The following is a 14,634-nucleotide window of genomic DNA, read 5'->3' as shown; positions in this document are numbered from 1 at the left end:
CGGCCAGCGGCAGAAGAAGGACAGGAAAGGTCCTGTGCCGACCGGCCTCATGACACCGGAAGACTTTGCCTTCTGGTGACATCGGAGCTGGCTCGGCCAGCGACCGCAGGGTTACGGTCGGCGCTATGGGAGCGAACGCCATCCTCAAGAGCCGGATGGACGAACTCGGGCTCACGCAAGATGAATTGGCGGACCGAATGAACACCGCGCTGGCTGAGATCACCGGCAGGAACGGTGACGTCTCCGCCCGGACAGTCCGCAACCTGCTCAACGGAACTTCGCGGCGCCCCATCGGACGTACGTGTGCCGCCCTTGAGCGGGTGTTCGATTGTCCTGTCCAGGACTTAGGGTTCAGCGCACCACGCGCCATGCAACACCCGCAGGAGGACCCCGTGCGGCGTCGCACCTTCATCACCTCCGCCACCGGGACGGCGGCTGCCGCCGTTCCCTTCGTGGCCCAGCGCCGCTCAGTCGGCGTGTCGGACGTGACCCGCGCCGCCGCCGGGATGAACGCCCTCGTCGAATCAGACGACCGTCAGGGCGGCCATACACAGCTGGAAAAGGCCGCCCTCAAGGGCCGCAACGGCGTCATGGAACTGCAACAACGGAACGCGGGCGAACGCGTCCGCCGAGCCCTCTACGCCCTGGCCGCCGAGTACACCACCATCGCCGCCTGGTCCTGCATCGACGCCCGCAACCTCGACCAGGCACAGAAGTACCTGAACCAGTCCACGACGTACGCAGGGCTCTCCCAGGACGGCCCGACCGAGATGCGCGTCTGGGTCAACCACTCGATGCTCGCCTACCAGCGCCGGAACTGGCCCGAGGCCCTTGCGGCGGCGCAAGCCGCACACGCCTGCACGGCAGCCCGCACAGATCCGTTCTTCGACTCGCTGGGACGTGTCCGCGTCGCTCTGGCCTACGCGAGCCTTGGAGATGCCCGCAGCGCCCTACGCTCCCTCGGATCCGCTCAGGACACACTTGCCAAAGCATCCCGACGCGAGCGGCCCCGCTGGACGGCCTTCTACGGCCAAGCCGAACTCGATCATCTTGGCGCGATCGTCCACTACCACAGCGACCGCTTCGTCCATGCGGAGGCCATGGCCCACCGCGCCCTGGCCAAGATCCCGCCCGCCTTCTGCCGGAACCGCGCGCTGGCCACCGCCCAGCTCGCCCTCGCACAACTGCACCAGGGCGACGCCGAGCAGGCCACGACGACCGCCACCGACGTCTTCACGATCATGGGTGACACCCGGCTACCCGGCCGGATGCGCACCCTCATCGGCGACTTCCACCGGGACCTGTTCGTCATGGCCCCCTCCACTACCTACGCACGAGACTGGGCAGACCGTATGCGAGCCGAATGGAGCCGAGCGTGATCGACTTGCGTCACTTCCAGCACGGACAACTCCCTGAAGGCTTCCGGCAGGTACTCATCGACGTCCACACCGACGCCTACGCCGACCAGATGGACGATCCGTTCCACCAGCGTTTCGCCTGGTTCGTCGACCACTGGACAGTCATGGAGGGCTTCTCCTGCGTCGTGGCGTACGACGGCGACGAAACGGTCGGCTTCGCTTACGGCGCCCCGCTCGCCCCTGGCCGCGAGTGGTGGCGATCCACCAGCTACGAACCTGACCACGGTTACACCTCCACATACGCAGTGTCCGAGGTGATGGTCCGCCTCCACTGGCGCAAGCAGGGCATCTCCGAGCGTCTCCACGAGGCGCTGCTGAAGGAGCGCACCGAGGACCTGGCCGTGCTCCTGGTCGACGTGACACACCCCAAGGTGCAGTCGCTCTACGAGACGTGGGAGTACGCGAAGGTCGGCGAGCAACGACCGTTCGCCGACTCTCCGCTGTACGCGGTCATGGTCAGGGACCTCCGGAACTGAGGAGAGAGTCCGTCCACGCCAGCGAAGCCACAAACCAGCAGTCCGCACACAGTCCGCAAGACACCCGCTGAAGACCGTCGCACCCCATCGCCACCAATCGCTAAAAGGCCAGGTCAGCGACCTGGAGGAAAGATCCCCGCAGGTCGCCGACCCGGCCGTTTACTTGGAGACCAAGAAGGCCTGACCCAAGGCCGAGTCGGCTCCGCCCTGCCGCGTCCACGGACGCGCGGGGCGGAGCGGACACCGAAGAGGCTCGGCCGGACACCGGCCGGGCCTCTTCGCGTTGGCTGGGAAAAACGGTTGGGCGAGCAAGGGGATGTCGGCCTACGTTGGCGCCGTGACGGATCGAGTGGGGTTGCCGCGGTGCCGGGTGGTCGTGCTCAACGGCGGGTCGAGTTCCGGGAAGTCCGGGATCGCCCGGTGTCTGCAGGCGGTGCTGCCCGGGGCCTGGCTGACGTTCGGGGTGGATTCGCTGGCCGGGGCCATGCCCGCCTCGCTGCGGGACGGCGGGGAAGGGCTCGATGTCGGGGCGGACGGCTCGGTGACCGTGGGGCCCGAGTACCGGCGGCTTTCGGACGCCTGGATGCAGGGGGTCGCCGCGATGGTGCGGGCCGGGGCCCGCGTCGTACTGGACGAGGTGTTCCTCGACGGTGCCGACGGGCAGAAGCGGTGGCTGCACGCCCTCGACGGGCTCGACGCGCTGTGGGTCGGCGTGCGCTGCGACCCCGACACCGCGGCGGCCCGCGAGATCGCCCGGGGCGACCGGGTCCCCGGCATGGCCCGCGCGCAGGCCGAGTCGGTGCACCGGGGCGTGCGGTACGACGTCGAGGTCGACTCGGCGGGAGCCGAATCCATGGCCTGCGCCCGGGAGATCGCCCGCCGTCTCGCGGGCCGCTCGGAGGGCAGCCCGGGTGCGTGACGACCGGCACACGGCGGAAGGTCCTCTTCCGGGTTAGGTTCGGACGCATGGAACCTCCGTACCCCCGGCTCCTCGTGGACCGTTACGAACCGGCGTTCCGCTTCTACGACGCGGTGCTTCCCGGGCTCACCGGCTGCACCCTGGCGCGGGGCAACGCGTCGTCCGGCTACGCCAGTTGGGACGCGGCCGACGGGCGTACCGCACTCGCGCTGTTCACCCGGTCCGCGATGGTCGCCGCGCTCGGGGAGGCCCGGGTGCCCGGCGGGGGCGGCTCCCTGGTGATCCACGTGGCTTCGCCGGAGGCGCTCGACTCGGCGGCCGCACTCTGCGCGGAGGCCGGCGGTGCCGTGGTGGCCGCGGCCCGCGATCTGCCGGAGTGGGGGCCGGGCCTGCGGGCGGCCCATGTCCTCGACCCGGACGGGAACCTGGTGGAGTTGCAGACGTATTAAGGGAGTCGCGGACGCGTTGGGGGAGTTGCGGACGCATTGCCGCTACCCGCACCCCTCACGCCAGCCCCTTCCTCACCAGCCCCAGCACCTCCTCCTCTGTCAGGCCCAACTCCCGTGCCTGGTCGACGAGTTCGCGCACCCTCAGCATCAGCGTCGCCCGCCCCCGCGCCCCCGCGTCGTCCACGACCACCGCCCCCCGCCCCCGGCGGAGTTCGATCAGGCCCTCCTCCCTCAGGCGCTGGTAACCCCTCAGCACCGTATGGACGTTGACACCCAGCGAGTCCGCCAGGGCGCGGGCCGCGGGGAGGCGGTCGCCCGGGGTTACCGTGCCCTCGGCGATCGCGCGGCGTACCGAGGCCGCGATCTGGTCGCCCAGCGGCTGGGGCGATGCGGGGTCGACGCGGAACAGCATCAGCGCCCCGGGGTCTCTCGGTGGGCCAGGGTGTTGAGCAGCGCGGCGCCCGTCGCCGAGTCGTCCACCGTCACCGCGAACTCCCGCCCGCTGCGCCGCCGCACCACGATCGCCTCACCCGACCGCAGGACGAGCGCCGACCTGCCCGGTCGGAACCGGTAGCCCCAACCCCCGTACTCCGAAGGGACATTGACCTCCTGGCTGGTCGCCCGGTCTACGTCGGAGAGCGGCACCCGGATCCGCGGCCACGGCAGCACCGTCGGCCGCGCGGTCAGTCCGTGCCGGTCGACGGTGACGTACGGGCAGGAGAAGGCGAGGCAGCCCAGGGCGGCCAGCAGCGGAAGGAGGGCGCGGGACCAGCCCGCCACGTACAGCGTGACGACGCACCCGGCGATCAGCGCCACCCCGACACCGAGCAGCACCCGCGAGGGCGCCCGGCGCATCCAGCCCGCCACTTCGCCCTCGGCCAGGTCGATCCGCTCGGGCTCGCCGGCGCCCGAGGGCGGCGGCGGTGCCGGCAGGGGCAGCATCAGCGTGAGCAGCCGGCCGAGCCCGGCCGCCAGCAGCGCGACGCACGCGGCGACGGCGGGGTGCCACGGCGGCATGCTCACCCGCGTCGGATCGGCCGCGTCGACGTTGACGACCAGCACCGCGGCCACGAGATAGCCGACGAGGCCGGCCAGCGCGTACCCGACCCCGATCATCCACCGCCCCCCGCGCACGGCCAGGTCCGCGGTCATCGCGACCACGCTCCACAGCGCGGCGAGCCCGGTGTTCAGCACGATGACGAACACCACGTACGAGTCGCGGCTCTCCGTGGAGTCGGAACTGCCCCCGGCGGTGAAGTGACTGGCGAGCCGGGTGGGCAATCGGTCCCGAAGGAGCGCGAAGACCGCCAGGTCGACGGCCATCGCGAGCAGGAACGGCAGTACGGAGACGGCCACCAGGCGGTACCGGACACGATTCATCGAAAACCTCCTTGTTCGCATAGTAGTAGAACAATGGGGGCCAAGGAAGGGGCAGCACGCAGAGCGGCCGCCGCGCACCCGGGAGTCATGGGGACTCCCCGGTCCGCGACGGCCGCGAACGAGCAGGGGGACTAGATCGTGTCCAGGGCGGACCGCTGGAGGCTTGCGCCGGACGGGAGTTGGCGGCGGATGTCGTTCAGTACCGAGCCGAAGTCCAGCTCGGCCCGGCCGCTCGCGTAGACCGCTCCCCCGAAGTGCAGGGCGACCCCGAGGTCGGGCTCCGGCGGTTTGAGGGAGAGCAGGCAGCTGAGGGTGGCCTGCTGGACCGCGCCGTCGTCGGAGGCGACGGGCACGGGCATGTCCCATTCGAGTACGAAATCGCGGAGGTTCCCGCCGTAGAGCGCGAAGGTGCCGCTCTCCGTCGGTATCCCCGGTACCGGGCCGAGCGAGTCGAAGCTCGCTCCGGCGAAGTCGACCCCCCTGATCCGGGTCCGCAGTTGCGTCCCGTCAGTGGTGATCGTCAGCGCTTCGGATCCTAGGCGGTCCCGGTACCAACCCGCCCATGACTGTGGTGTCATGGGCGGAGATTAGCGGCGCACCCTGCTGTTCGTCACAGGGGGTGACCGAAATGAGTGTTACCGCTTCCTTGCGTACTTCGACACGACCGCCCCGTTGTCGAACGAGCGGGACCAGACGAGTTCGAACTGACGAGGCGTGAACTCCCCGTCCAGCACCCGGATTCCGGCACCCGCGAGCACCGGATACGTCTTGATCACCAGCTCGTCGATCTCCTCGGCCAGTTGACCGGCCAGATTGCCGCCACCGCACAGCCAGATGCCGAGGCCGTCCCGCTCCTTCAGCTCGCGGACCTTGGCGACCGGGTCACCGGGCACCAACTCGACTGCGGGGTCCGGCGATCGGGTGAGGCTGCGGGAGACGACGTACTGCCGGAGATGGGCGTACGGGCTGACCACACCGTCCTTGAGGCCCAGGGCGTAGCTGGCCCGGCCCATCAGTACGGTGTCGAACCGCGTGTTCTCCGCGCCGTCGAAGCCGAAGTGCCGCCTGCCGGCGGTCGCCATCGTCTCCGGCCACTCGGACTTCAGGTACGCGAAGTACGCCGGGGACATCTGGTCCAGCAGGAACTGGACCTCGTCATCGGGCCCCGCGATGTAGCCGTCGAGGGACATTCCGATGAAGTACGAGAGCTTGCGCAAACCGGCCTCTTCGATCTCGGGGGTGCGGCCTTCCCTGCTGACCACGACAGCTATAGTGCTTCATATGTAGTGGTTGCGCAATCCCCTTTTCCGGCAGAGGAGTTACGGCATGGCCAGGAACCCCGAGCGCAGGACCGCGCTCGTCGACGCGGCGATCGAAGTGCTCGCGCGCGAGGGAGCGCGCGGGCTGACGTTCCGCGCCGTGGACGCCGAGGCGGGCGTGCCCGCGGGCACCTCGTCCAACTACTTCACCAGCAGGGACGACCTGTTCACCCAGGCCGGGCGGCACATTCACGTACGCATGGCACCGGCCCCGGAGGCGGTCGCCGAGGCGATGCGCCCAGGGCCGTCGCGCGAGCTCTACGCCTCGCTGATGCACTGGCAGGTGCGGCGGATGACCGCCGAGCGCACCGGGTACCTGGCCATGCTGGAGCTGCGCCTCGAAGCCACCCGGCGGCCCGCGTTGCGGGCGGAGCTGACCCGGGCGATCCGCGCGGACCTGGAGGCGAACGTCCAGTTCCACGTCGACTCCGGAATGCCGGGCGACCCCGACACCGTCCGGCTGCTCTACCTGGCCATCAACGGGCTGCTGGTCGACGTCTTCACGCTGCCCGGGGTGTTCGGCGACCACCTCGGACAGGGCGGCCACGGACGGAAGTTGGCGGCGCTGGAGACCGCCCGGCTCATCGATCTCATCGTGTCCCGCATCGTGCCGGGTTGATCCGCCGCGCCGTCAGGCCTGCGGCTCGCGCCACATCGGGTACATCGAGGGCCCGTCCGGCAGGCGCAGCGGCTCGCCCAGCGGGGCGAATCCCAGGCGCCCGTACAGCCGGGGGCTGCGCTCGCTGCTCGCCTCCAGGTAGGCGGGGCGGCCCGCCCGGTCGCACTCCCTCAGTACGGGGGCGATCAGCGCGGCGCCCAGGCCCTCGCCCTGACGATCCGGGGTCACCGCGATCAGCATGAGGTACGCGTGGGCGCGGCCGTGCGGATGGACCGCGGCGGTCGAGTGGGCGATCTGCTCGATCCGCTCGTTGTCCGGGTCGACCAGGGCCCGCAGCTGCGCGGGTCCGTCGTCGTCGCCGTCCTTCGGATCGGCGGGGACGTCGAGCCACAGTGCGGCCGCCGAACCGTCCTCGGTGATGTCCACATGGCCCTCGGCGAGGGCGACTTCGAGGAAGGCTGCCATCAGGAGGTGGTGCACCTCGCGCCGTCGCGCCTCGTCGGGGAAGACCCAGCTGCTCACCGGGTCGTGCTGGAACGCCTCGTCCAGGATCCGTACCACCGCCGCCCGGTCGTCCGGTCCCGCCCGCCGTATCCCCGCGCCCTTCTCCGCCCCACCCATACCCATCGCTCCCGCCGCCGGTGTCCGTACGTATGTCAACTGACGGCCACGATCCCAGAGTTGGTCCGCTCCGCCCAGCGGACCGCGGGGCCAAGAGCGCGCCCGGCGCCCAGGAAGACCGCCCCGAGCAGCAGCCAGCCCGGCACTCCCCAGTCGACGATCAGCGCGGTGAGCAGCAGCGGGCCGAGCATCCTGGCCAGCGGCACGCCCATCCCGAAGAAGCCCTGGTACTGGCCCTGCTGGGCGCCGGGTGCCAGGTCGAAGCCGATCTGCCAGGCGCCGGCGGACTGCATCATCTCGCCCGCCACCTGGAGCCCGCCCGCCACGAGCAGCACCACCACCGCGACCCAGCCGGGCGCGTCGGCGGCGCTGAGCGCGAACACCGCGCAGGAGGCCAGCATCAGGGCGCCGCCGCGCGCCACGGTCCGTACGGCACTGGGCAGATCGCGTACGGCGGATGCGGTACGGACCTGGAAGAGCATCACCGCACCGGTGTTGAGCACGAGCAGCGCGGAGACCAGCCAGCCCGGCGCGTCGGTGCGGGTGACCGTCCACAGCGGGATGGCGAGGCTGATCAGCGGCATCCGCAGCAGAAGCAGCATGTTGAGGAAGGTGACGAGGGCGTACGGGCGGTCGCGCAGCACCTCGAACCGCGGGCCCCGGCCGGGCGCGGCCGGCGTCGGCGCCACCGCGGGCAGCCGCAGCAGGACCAGCGCGCAGAGCAGGAAGGCGGCCGCGTCCAGGGCGAACACGGCGAGGTAGGCGGTGCGGGTGCCGTAGTGCAGCGCGACCCCGCCGCCCGCCGCGCCGACGGCGAGCCCGGCATTCAGCGTGGACTGGAGGTGCGCGAGGACGTGCGTACGGTCCGTGCGGGCGACCAGCGCGGCCAGGAGTGCCTGGCGGGCGGCGGCGAGGCCGGTCTGCGCGGTCGCGTAGCAGCAGGCGGCCAGCACGAAGGGGAGGAAGCCGCGGACGAACAGGAAGGCGGCGACCGAGACGCCGGTGGCCGCGGCGAGCAGTACGGCGACGGTGCGCGGTCCGCGCCGGTCGGCGAGCCGGCCGAGCGGGACCCCGGCCAGCGCGCCGACGGCCCAGGCGAGCGTGAGGCCGAGGCCGATGCGGGTGGGCGAGAGGCCGACGACTCGGCTGAAGTACAGCGCCGAGGTGACGTAATAGGCGCCGTCGCCGAGGGAGTTGACGAGCTGGGCGGCGGCAAGAGAGCGGGCGGGTCCGGCGGGCGGCAGGAATCGGGAGGGCATGAACTCATCAAACCAAGCGGAATGGCCCAGCGTCGGGGCCACTTGGCTCCTGTTTCACTGGGCCATTCGGAAGGGCGGGCCGCTCCCCCGCGTCAGCGGGTCCGGCGGGTCACGAACTCGGCCAGGGCGAGGAGTTCGCCCGCGGCCGTCAGGTCGGGGACGGCGCGCGAGAGGTGGTCGACCGCTCGGGCCATCCGGTCGGCGGCATGGATCTGGGCCCAGTCGCGGCCGCCCGCCCGGTCGACCGCCTCGGCGGCCCTGCGGACGGCGGTGGCCCCCATCGGCCCCCGGTACAGCTCGGTCAGTTCGGCCGCCGCGGGGGTGCCCGAGCCGAGCGCGGCGACGACCGGCAGGGACTTCTTGTGGGCGGCGAGGTCGGCGCCGACGGGTTTCCCGGTGCGCCCCGGATCGCCCCAGATGCCGATCAGGTCGTCGATGAGCTGGAAGGCGAGCCCGGCCTCGCGGCCGAACGCGTCCATGGCGGCCACCTCCTCCTCGCCCGCCCCCGCGTACAGCGCGCCCAGCGCGCAGGCGCAGCCGAGCAGCGCCCCGGTCTTGGCCATCGCCATGCCGAGGCATTCGTCGAGGGAGACGTCCTGCGGGCCCCGCTGCTCGAAGGCGCAGTCGGCCTGCTGGCCCGCGCAGAGTTCGATGACGCAGGCCGCGAGCCGGGCGGAGGCGGCGGGCCCCGCGGGGTGGGCGTCGTCGGCGACCAGGCGCAGCGCGAGGGCGTGCAGCGCGTCCCCGACGATGATGGCGTCCGGCGTGCCGAAGACCGTCCAGGCGGTGGGGCGGTGCCGGCGGGTGGCGTCCTCGTCGATGACGTCGTCGTGCAGCAGCGTGAAGTTGTGGACCAGTTCGACGGCGGCCGCGGCCCGTACCGCCGCTTCGGGGTCGCCGCCCAGCGCCCGGGATCCGGCGAGGACGAGGGCCGGGCGGATCGCCTTGCCCGCCTGCCCGCGGGCCGGGGTGCCGTCGGCGTGCTCCCAGCCGAAGTGGTACATCGCGACCCGCCGCATGGAGCCGGGCAACGACTCGACGGCTGAGCGCAGTTGAGGGTTGACGACGGTGCGGGTCCGCTCCAGCAGATCAACGGCCTCGCGGCCCTCAATGGCTTCCGACATTGCCAACTAGGGTGCCCTTTCTCGGAGTTGACGGCCGACGCCGGGCGCGCCGCGAGCGACGCGCCCGGACCGGAGGCTCACCGCCAGCGGCTGACCTCGACGTTCTCCAGGACACCGAGCGCGTCGGGCACCAGGATCGCGGCCGAGTAGTACGCGGTGACCAGGTACGAGATGATCGCCTGCTCGTCGATGCCCATGAACCGGACCGACAGGCTCGGCTCGATCTCGTCCGGGATGCCGGACTGCTGGAGCCCGATGACGCCCTGCTCGGCCTCTCCGGTACGCATGCAGATGATCGAGGTCGTACGGGCCTCGCTCACCGGGATCTTGTTGCACGGGAAGATCGGCACCCCGCGCCAGGCCGGCACGTGGTTGCCCGCGACCTCCACCGACTCCGGCACCAGACCGCGCTTGTTGCACTCGCGCCCGAAGGCGGCGATGGCCCGCGGGTGGGCGAGGAAGAGCTTGGATCCGCGCCGGCGCGAGAGCAGCTCGTCCATGTCGTCGGGGCTGGGCACCCCGTCGTGCGGCTGGAGGCGCTGGCCGTAGTCGCAGTTGGTCAGGAGGCCGAACTCCCGGTTGTTGACCAGCTCGTGCTCCTGGCGCTCGCGCAGCGCCTCGACCGTGAGCCGCAACTGCTGCTCGGTCTGGTTCATCGGCTGGTTGTAGAGGTCGGCGACCCGGCTGTGGACCTTGAGCACCGTCTGCGCGACGGAGAGTTCGTACTCGCGGGGCGAGCCCTCGTAGTCGACGTAGGTGTGCGGGATGACGGCTTCGCCGACATGGCCGGCGGAGAGGTCGATCGCCGCTTCGCCGAGGTGGTTGGTGCGCTGTTCCGGCAGCTGCGAGAACGAGGTGAGGTGCGCCTGGAGGGACTCGGCGCGCTCCGCGAGGTTGAGCACGTCGGCCCGGCTCAGCACCAGGACCGTGCACGCGGTGGTGGCCCGGACCGTCCAGTCCCAGGTGGCGTCCACGGAGACCAGCGCCTGGTCGCCGAAGTACGACCCGTCCGCGAGGAAGCCGAGGGCCGTCTCGTCGCCGTACTGGCCGGTGCCGATCTTCTCGACCCGGCCGTGGGCGAGCAGGAACACCCGGTCGGCGGCGTCGCCCGCGACGGCGATGACCTCGCCCGCCGCGTACTGGCGCTGCTCGCAGCGGTTGGCCAGCTCACCGAGCGCGGTCTCGTCCTCGAAGTCCCGCAGCGCGGGCAGCTCGCCCAGCTCGGCGGGGATGACGGCGACTCGCTCGCCGGTCTGGATGAACTCGACCCGTCCGTCCCCGACCGTGTAGCTCAGCCGTCGGTTGACCCGGTACGTACCGCCTTGCACCTGGACCCATGGCAGCATCCGCAGCAGCCAACGGGAGGTGATCTCCTGCATCTGCGGGGCGGACTTGGTGGTGGTCGCCAAGTTCCGCGCGGCGGCTGTGCCGAGACTCTGCTGGGCGCGGTTCTCGGGACCTGCCTCGACCGACATGTGACTCCTTCTGAGCTCTCACGATCATGAAGCTGAAGTGCGTGAAGAAGCCTTCCATCACGGTGAGTCCCGACGCCATTACTCAAATGAGTGGGATTGGATGACCAATCGAGCGGGCATCCGTCGTCATCGCGCTCGAACAGTCCCCTTCCGCCCCTTGCGTCCCCCGGACGGAATACACCGGCTCGCCACCCGCCCGTAATTTGTATCCGAGATGCAAGTTATCTACGGTGGCCGCATGCGGCTGACGAGATTCACCGACCTGGCGCTGCGGGTGCTGATGCGCCTCGCGGTCATCGAGAGCGCGGCGGGCGAGGACCCGCCCACCACGCGCGAGGTCGCGGACTCGATGCGCATCCCGTACACCCACACCGCGAAGGTCGTCGCCCGCCTCCAGCACCTCGGCCTCGTCGAGGCGCGGCGCGGCCGGGGCGGCGGGCTCGCGCTCACCGCGGCGGGCCATCTCGCCTCCGCGGGCGGCCTGGTGCGCGAACTCGAAGGGCCGGGCGACGTCGTGGAGTGCGAGGGCGCCACGCCCTGCCCGCTGGCCGCGGCGTGCCGGCTGCGCCGGGCGCTGCACCGGGCGCAGGAGGCGTTCTACGCCTCGCTCGACGAGCTCACCGTGGACGACCTCGTCGTCTCACCGACCGGCCCGCTGCTCATCGGCCTCACCCCTCGCTGACGCTCCGTCAGCCAAGACCCGGCCCCTCGGCATACGCACTAATACGCATCTCAAATGCCAATTATCTCCAACCATTCAAGGAGCCCCTCGATGCTGTCGGAGAAGTCGACCGCGACCGTACGCGCCACCCTCCCCGCCGTCTCGGCGGCCATCGGCACCATCACCGAGCGCTTCTACGAGCGGCTCTTCGCCGCCCACCCCGAGCTGCTGCGCGATCTGTTCAACCGGGGCAACCAGGCCGCCGGCCTCCAGAAGCAGGCGCTCGCCGGCTCCATAGCCGCCTTCGCGACCCACCTCGTGGACCACCCCGAGGACCGCCCGGACGTGATGCTGAACCGCATCGCCCACAAGCACGCCTCGCTCGGCGTCACCGCCGACCAGTACCAGGTCGTCCACCGGCACCTCTTCGCCGCGATCGCCGAGGTGCTCGCAGAGGCCGTGACGCCCGAGGTCGCCGAGGCCTGGGACGAGGTGTACTGGCTGATGGCGAACGCCCTGACCGTCATCGAGGCCCGGCTGTACGAGGAGCGGGGCGTCCTCGCCTCAGACGTCTGGCGGGAGTGGACCGTGGCGGGCCGCACCGAGGAGACCGCCGACTGCGCCACCTTCCGGCTGCGCCCCGCCGACGGGTCCCCGGCCCCCGCCTTCAAGCCCGGCCAGTACGTCTCCGTGCAGGTCGAACTCCCCGACGGCGCACGGCAGATACGCCAGTACAGCCTGAGCTCGGCGCCCGGCTCCGCGCTCCGCTCGATCACCGTCAAGCGCGTCCAGGGCGACCCCGACGGCGAGGTCTCCGGCCATCTGCACGCCCACCTCCGCGAGGGCGACCGGCTGCGCGTCTCGGCCCCGTACGGCGATCTCGTACTCGACGCGAGCGACGCCCCGCTGCTGCTCGCCTCCGCCGGGATCGGCTGCACCCCGATGCTGTCGATGCTCGACCACCTGGCGGCCACCGGGCACCGCGCCCCGGTGACCGTGGTGCACGCCGACCGCTCCCCCGCCGAGCACCCGCTGCGCGGCGACCACGCGGCGCTCACCGCCGAACTCCCGGACGCCGCCGCCCACTTCTGGTACGAGGCGCCGGAGCCCGGCCACCCGGCCGACCGCACGGGCCTGGTCGACCTGACGACGCTGGCGGTCCCGTCCGGCACCCGCGCCTACCTCTGCGGCCCGCTCCCGTTCATGCGCGCGGTGCGCACCCAGTTGCTCGCCAAGGGCGTACCGGCGGCGGACATCCACTACGAGGTGTTCGGCCCCGACCTGTGGCTCGCGCGGGACTGACGCGCGGAGCCGAGGCGTCGGCTGTCCGGATCGGCTCGCACGGCGGACCGAACAGATCGCCCCACAGCGGGAGTCGGGGTACAAGCGGTACGAGACATTCCGCACTGCTCTGGAAGGAGGCGGCCATGGCCCCTCCCCTGTCCGCAGACCAGTTCCTCGCCGCACTGCGCGCCGAGGGCCTCACCGTGGTCGAGGTCGGCCAGTGGCGCAGCCACAACCGGGCCGGCCACGGCGGGTGGGGACCGATCAACGGCGTCGTCATCCACCACACCGCCACCAGCGGCGCCGACGCCACGGTCCGCATCTGCTACGACGGCTACGACTCCCTGCCGGGCCCGCTCTGCCACGGCGTGATCACCAAGGACGGCACGGTCCACCTGGTCGGCAACGGCCGCGCCAACCACGCGGGCGCGGGCGACGGCGACGTGCTGCGCGCCGTGATCGCCGAGAAGCGGCTGCCGCCGCCGCAGAAGAACGACACCGACGGAAACACCCACTTCTACGGTTTCGAATGCGAAAACCTGGGAGATGGGCAGGACCCCTGGCCGCAGGCCCAGCTCGACGCCGTCGAGAAGGCGGCCGCCGTGATCTGCCGCCATTACGGCTGGACCGAGGGCTCCGTCATCGGGCACAAGGAATGGCAGGTCGGGAAGGTGGACCCGCGCGGCTTCACCATGGACTGGCTGCGCGAACGCGTCCACGAGCGCCTGAAGTGACAATGGACGCATGACCCCCGAAGCGCTCGCCCCCCGCCTCCCCTCCCCCCTGGAGGAAGCCCCGGACGAGCGCTTCGCCCGTCACGGCGTACGCCTGCTCCTCAAGCGGGACGACCTGATCCACCCGGACCTGGTCGGCAACAAGTGGCGCAAACTGGCGCTGAACCTGAGGGAAGCCGCCGGGCGCCCCGTTCTCACCTTCGGTGGTGCCTACTCCAACCACCTCCGCGCGACCGCCGCCGCCGGGCGGCTCCTCGGCTTCCCCACCATCGGCGTCGTACGCGGCGACGAACTGGCCGGGCGTCCGCTCAACCCCTCCCTCGCGCAGTGCGCGGCGGACGGCATGCGGCTCCACTTCGTGGACCGGTCGGCCTACCGCCGCAAGTCCGCGCCGGACGTCCTGGCGGGGCTGCTCGATCTGCTCGGCCGGGACGCCTACGTCGTGCCCGAGGGCGGCAGCAACTCCCTTGCGGTGCGCGGCTGTACGGCACTGGGCGAAGAGCTGCGCGGACTCGCGGACGTCGTCGCGGTGGCCTGCGGCACCGGCGGCACCCTGGCAGGACTGGCCGCCGGCCTCGGGCCCGGCCAGCGGGCGATCGGGGTGCCGGTGCTCAAGGGGGGCTTCCTGGGCGAGGCCGTAAGCACCCTCCAGTGCGAGGCCTTCGGCGCGGCCACCGCGAACTGGGCGCTGGACGAGCGGTTCCACTGCGGAGGCTATGCCCGTACGTCCCCCGAACTCGAAGCGTTCGCGGTGGATTTCGAGGGGCGGCACGGGGTGGGGGTGGAGCGGGTGTACGTGGCCAAGATGCTGTACGGGCTGCTGACGCTGGCGCAGGAGGGGGCGTTCGAGCGGGGAACGCGGGTGGCAGCCGTGATCACGGGCAGGCCTTGAACCT

17 protein-coding genes are annotated in these 14,634 nt (G+C 71.4%); 9 read left to right on the top strand and 8 right to left on the bottom strand.

Going from position 1 to position 14,634, the window contains the following annotated elements:
* The first annotated feature begins 125 nt into the window (after positions 1-125).
* From ACIQ8J_RS06980 to ACIQ8J_RS06965, 4 genes are all read left to right on the top strand, one after another.
* Positions 126-1,379, top strand: a complete 1,254-nt coding sequence (locus tag ACIQ8J_RS06980) for a helix-turn-helix domain-containing protein (protein WP_403607758.1) — start codon at positions 126-128, stop codon at positions 1,377-1,379.
* Complete coding sequence (locus ACIQ8J_RS06975; RefSeq protein ID WP_403266825.1) at positions 1,364-1,894, top strand: GNAT family N-acetyltransferase; 531 nt, start codon at positions 1,364-1,366, stop codon at positions 1,892-1,894. The genes ACIQ8J_RS06980 and ACIQ8J_RS06975 overlap by 16 nt, the downstream gene beginning before the upstream one ends.
* Before the next feature lie 370 nt (positions 1,895-2,264).
* Positions 2,265-2,813: a chloramphenicol phosphotransferase CPT gene (cpt, locus tag ACIQ8J_RS06970; RefSeq protein WP_403267752.1), complete on the top strand. Its 549-nt coding sequence runs from the start codon at positions 2,265-2,267 to the stop codon at positions 2,811-2,813.
* Between the two features lie 47 nt (positions 2,814-2,860).
* Entirely contained in the window at positions 2,861-3,262 is a 402-nt protein-coding gene (locus ACIQ8J_RS06965) for a glyoxalase/bleomycin resistance/extradiol dioxygenase family protein (RefSeq protein WP_403266828.1), read from the top strand.
* Positions 3,263-3,317: 55 nt separating this feature from the next.
* Here ACIQ8J_RS06965 and ACIQ8J_RS06960 read toward each other — a convergent pair whose 3' ends face one another.
* The 4 genes from ACIQ8J_RS06960 to ACIQ8J_RS06945 form a co-directional block, all read right to left on the bottom strand.
* Positions 3,318-3,674: a GntR family transcriptional regulator gene (locus ACIQ8J_RS06960; RefSeq protein ID WP_403266831.1), complete on the bottom strand. Its 357-nt coding sequence runs from the start codon at positions 3,672-3,674 to the stop codon at positions 3,318-3,320.
* Positions 3,674-4,642 carry a DUF1648 domain-containing protein gene (locus ACIQ8J_RS06955; RefSeq protein WP_403266833.1) on the bottom strand — a complete coding sequence of 323 codons (969 nt, stop codon included), beginning with the start codon at positions 4,640-4,642 and terminating at the stop codon, positions 3,674-3,676. The genes ACIQ8J_RS06960 and ACIQ8J_RS06955 overlap by 1 nt, the downstream gene beginning before the upstream one ends.
* A 131-nt stretch (positions 4,643-4,773) precedes the next feature.
* The gene (locus ACIQ8J_RS06950) at positions 4,774-5,220 is read right to left on the bottom strand and encodes a DUF6304 family protein (RefSeq protein WP_403266836.1); all 447 of its coding nucleotides are present in this window, start codon (positions 5,218-5,220) and stop codon (positions 4,774-4,776) included.
* Positions 5,221-5,277: 57 nt separating this feature from the next.
* On the bottom strand, positions 5,278-5,904 hold the full coding sequence (locus ACIQ8J_RS06945; protein ID WP_403266838.1) for a dihydrofolate reductase family protein: 627 nt from the start codon (positions 5,902-5,904) through the stop codon (positions 5,278-5,280).
* Between the two features lie 64 nt (positions 5,905-5,968).
* On the opposite strand from ACIQ8J_RS06945, the gene ACIQ8J_RS06940 reads away from it, so the two are divergent.
* Positions 5,969-6,580, top strand: a complete 612-nt coding sequence (locus ACIQ8J_RS06940) for a TetR/AcrR family transcriptional regulator (RefSeq protein ID WP_403266841.1) — start codon at positions 5,969-5,971, stop codon at positions 6,578-6,580.
* 12 nt (positions 6,581-6,592) lie between these two features.
* Here ACIQ8J_RS06940 and ACIQ8J_RS06935 read toward each other — a convergent pair whose 3' ends face one another.
* The 4 genes from ACIQ8J_RS06935 to ACIQ8J_RS06920 all read right to left on the bottom strand — a co-directional run bounded on the left by ACIQ8J_RS06935 (position 6,593) and on the right by ACIQ8J_RS06920 (position 11,059).
* Positions 6,593-7,201, bottom strand: a complete 609-nt coding sequence (locus tag ACIQ8J_RS06935) for a GNAT family N-acetyltransferase (protein WP_403266844.1) — start codon at positions 7,199-7,201, stop codon at positions 6,593-6,595.
* 35 nt (positions 7,202-7,236) lie between these two features.
* Positions 7,237-8,460 carry an MFS transporter gene (locus ACIQ8J_RS06930; protein WP_403266847.1) on the bottom strand — a complete coding sequence of 408 codons (1,224 nt, stop codon included), beginning with the start codon at positions 8,458-8,460 and terminating at the stop codon, positions 7,237-7,239.
* Between the two features lie 92 nt (positions 8,461-8,552).
* Entirely contained in the window at positions 8,553-9,584 is a 1,032-nt protein-coding gene (locus ACIQ8J_RS06925) for a family 2 encapsulin nanocompartment cargo protein polyprenyl transferase (RefSeq protein ID WP_403266849.1), read from the bottom strand.
* Between the two features lie 77 nt (positions 9,585-9,661).
* Complete coding sequence (locus ACIQ8J_RS06920) at positions 9,662-11,059, bottom strand: family 2B encapsulin nanocompartment shell protein (RefSeq protein ID WP_403266852.1); 1,398 nt, start codon at positions 11,057-11,059, stop codon at positions 9,662-9,664.
* 238 nt (positions 11,060-11,297) lie between these two features.
* Here ACIQ8J_RS06920 and ACIQ8J_RS06915 point away from each other — a divergent pair, with 238 nt between their 5' ends.
* The 4 genes from ACIQ8J_RS06915 (at position 11,298) to ACIQ8J_RS06900 (ending at position 14,630) form a co-directional block, all read left to right on the top strand.
* A complete protein-coding gene (locus ACIQ8J_RS06915; RefSeq protein WP_403266855.1) occupies positions 11,298-11,741 on the top strand; it encodes an RrF2 family transcriptional regulator in 444 nt (147 codons plus the stop codon).
* A gap of 90 nt (positions 11,742-11,831) precedes the next feature.
* Positions 11,832-13,022: a globin domain-containing protein gene (locus ACIQ8J_RS06910; RefSeq protein WP_403266858.1), complete on the top strand. Its 1,191-nt coding sequence runs from the start codon at positions 11,832-11,834 to the stop codon at positions 13,020-13,022.
* A gap of 125 nt (positions 13,023-13,147) precedes the next feature.
* Positions 13,148-13,738 carry an N-acetylmuramoyl-L-alanine amidase gene (locus ACIQ8J_RS06905; RefSeq protein WP_403266860.1) on the top strand — a complete coding sequence of 197 codons (591 nt, stop codon included), beginning with the start codon at positions 13,148-13,150 and terminating at the stop codon, positions 13,736-13,738.
* A 10-nt stretch (positions 13,739-13,748) separates the two neighbouring features.
* Positions 13,749-14,630: a 1-aminocyclopropane-1-carboxylate deaminase/D-cysteine desulfhydrase gene (locus ACIQ8J_RS06900; RefSeq protein WP_403266863.1), complete on the top strand. Its 882-nt coding sequence runs from the start codon at positions 13,749-13,751 to the stop codon at positions 14,628-14,630.
* Positions 14,631-14,634 lie beyond the last annotated feature (4 nt).

The sequence above is a fragment of the Streptomyces sp. NPDC094147 genome, from assembly GCF_044764265.1.
Classification (GTDB): Bacteria; Actinomycetota; Actinomycetes; order Streptomycetales; family Streptomycetaceae; genus Streptomyces.
The sequence above is the reverse complement of the archived record's forward strand: the minus strand, read 5'-3'. Positions and strand labels throughout refer to the sequence as shown.

Bases quoted from the DNA above. Each gene is read 5' to 3' on its own strand.
- ACIQ8J_RS06980 (WP_403607758.1), top strand. From the start codon at position 126: ATGGGAGCGAACGCCATCCTCAAGAGCCGGATGGACGAACTCGGGCTC.
- ACIQ8J_RS06975 (WP_403266825.1), top strand. From the start codon at position 1,364: ATGGAGCCGAGCGTGATCGACTTGCGTCACTTCCAGCACGGACAACTC.
- ACIQ8J_RS06965 (WP_403266828.1), top strand. From the start codon at position 2,861: ATGGAACCTCCGTACCCCCGGCTCCTCGTGGACCGTTACGAACCGGCG.
- ACIQ8J_RS06960 (WP_403266831.1), bottom strand. From the start codon at position 3,674: ATGCTGTTCCGCGTCGACCCCGCATCGCCCCAGCCGCTGGGCGACCAG.
- ACIQ8J_RS06955 (WP_403266833.1), bottom strand. From the start codon at position 4,642: ATGAATCGTGTCCGGTACCGCCTGGTGGCCGTCTCCGTACTGCCGTTC.
- ACIQ8J_RS06950 (WP_403266836.1), bottom strand. From the start codon at position 5,220: ATGACACCACAGTCATGGGCGGGTTGGTACCGGGACCGCCTAGGATCC.
- ACIQ8J_RS06940 (WP_403266841.1), top strand. From the start codon at position 5,969: ATGGCCAGGAACCCCGAGCGCAGGACCGCGCTCGTCGACGCGGCGATC.
- ACIQ8J_RS06935 (WP_403266844.1), bottom strand. From the start codon at position 7,201: ATGGGTGGGGCGGAGAAGGGCGCGGGGATACGGCGGGCGGGACCGGAC.
- ACIQ8J_RS06930 (WP_403266847.1), bottom strand. From the start codon at position 8,460: ATGCCCTCCCGATTCCTGCCGCCCGCCGGACCCGCCCGCTCTCTTGCC.
- ACIQ8J_RS06925 (WP_403266849.1), bottom strand. From the start codon at position 9,584: ATGTCGGAAGCCATTGAGGGCCGCGAGGCCGTTGATCTGCTGGAGCGG.
- ACIQ8J_RS06920 (WP_403266852.1), bottom strand. From the start codon at position 11,059: ATGTCGGTCGAGGCAGGTCCCGAGAACCGCGCCCAGCAGAGTCTCGGC.
- ACIQ8J_RS06915 (WP_403266855.1), top strand. From the start codon at position 11,298: ATGCGGCTGACGAGATTCACCGACCTGGCGCTGCGGGTGCTGATGCGC.
- ACIQ8J_RS06910 (WP_403266858.1), top strand. From the start codon at position 11,832: ATGCTGTCGGAGAAGTCGACCGCGACCGTACGCGCCACCCTCCCCGCC.
- ACIQ8J_RS06905 (WP_403266860.1), top strand. From the start codon at position 13,148: ATGGCCCCTCCCCTGTCCGCAGACCAGTTCCTCGCCGCACTGCGCGCC.
- ACIQ8J_RS06900 (WP_403266863.1), top strand. From the start codon at position 13,749: ATGACCCCCGAAGCGCTCGCCCCCCGCCTCCCCTCCCCCCTGGAGGAA.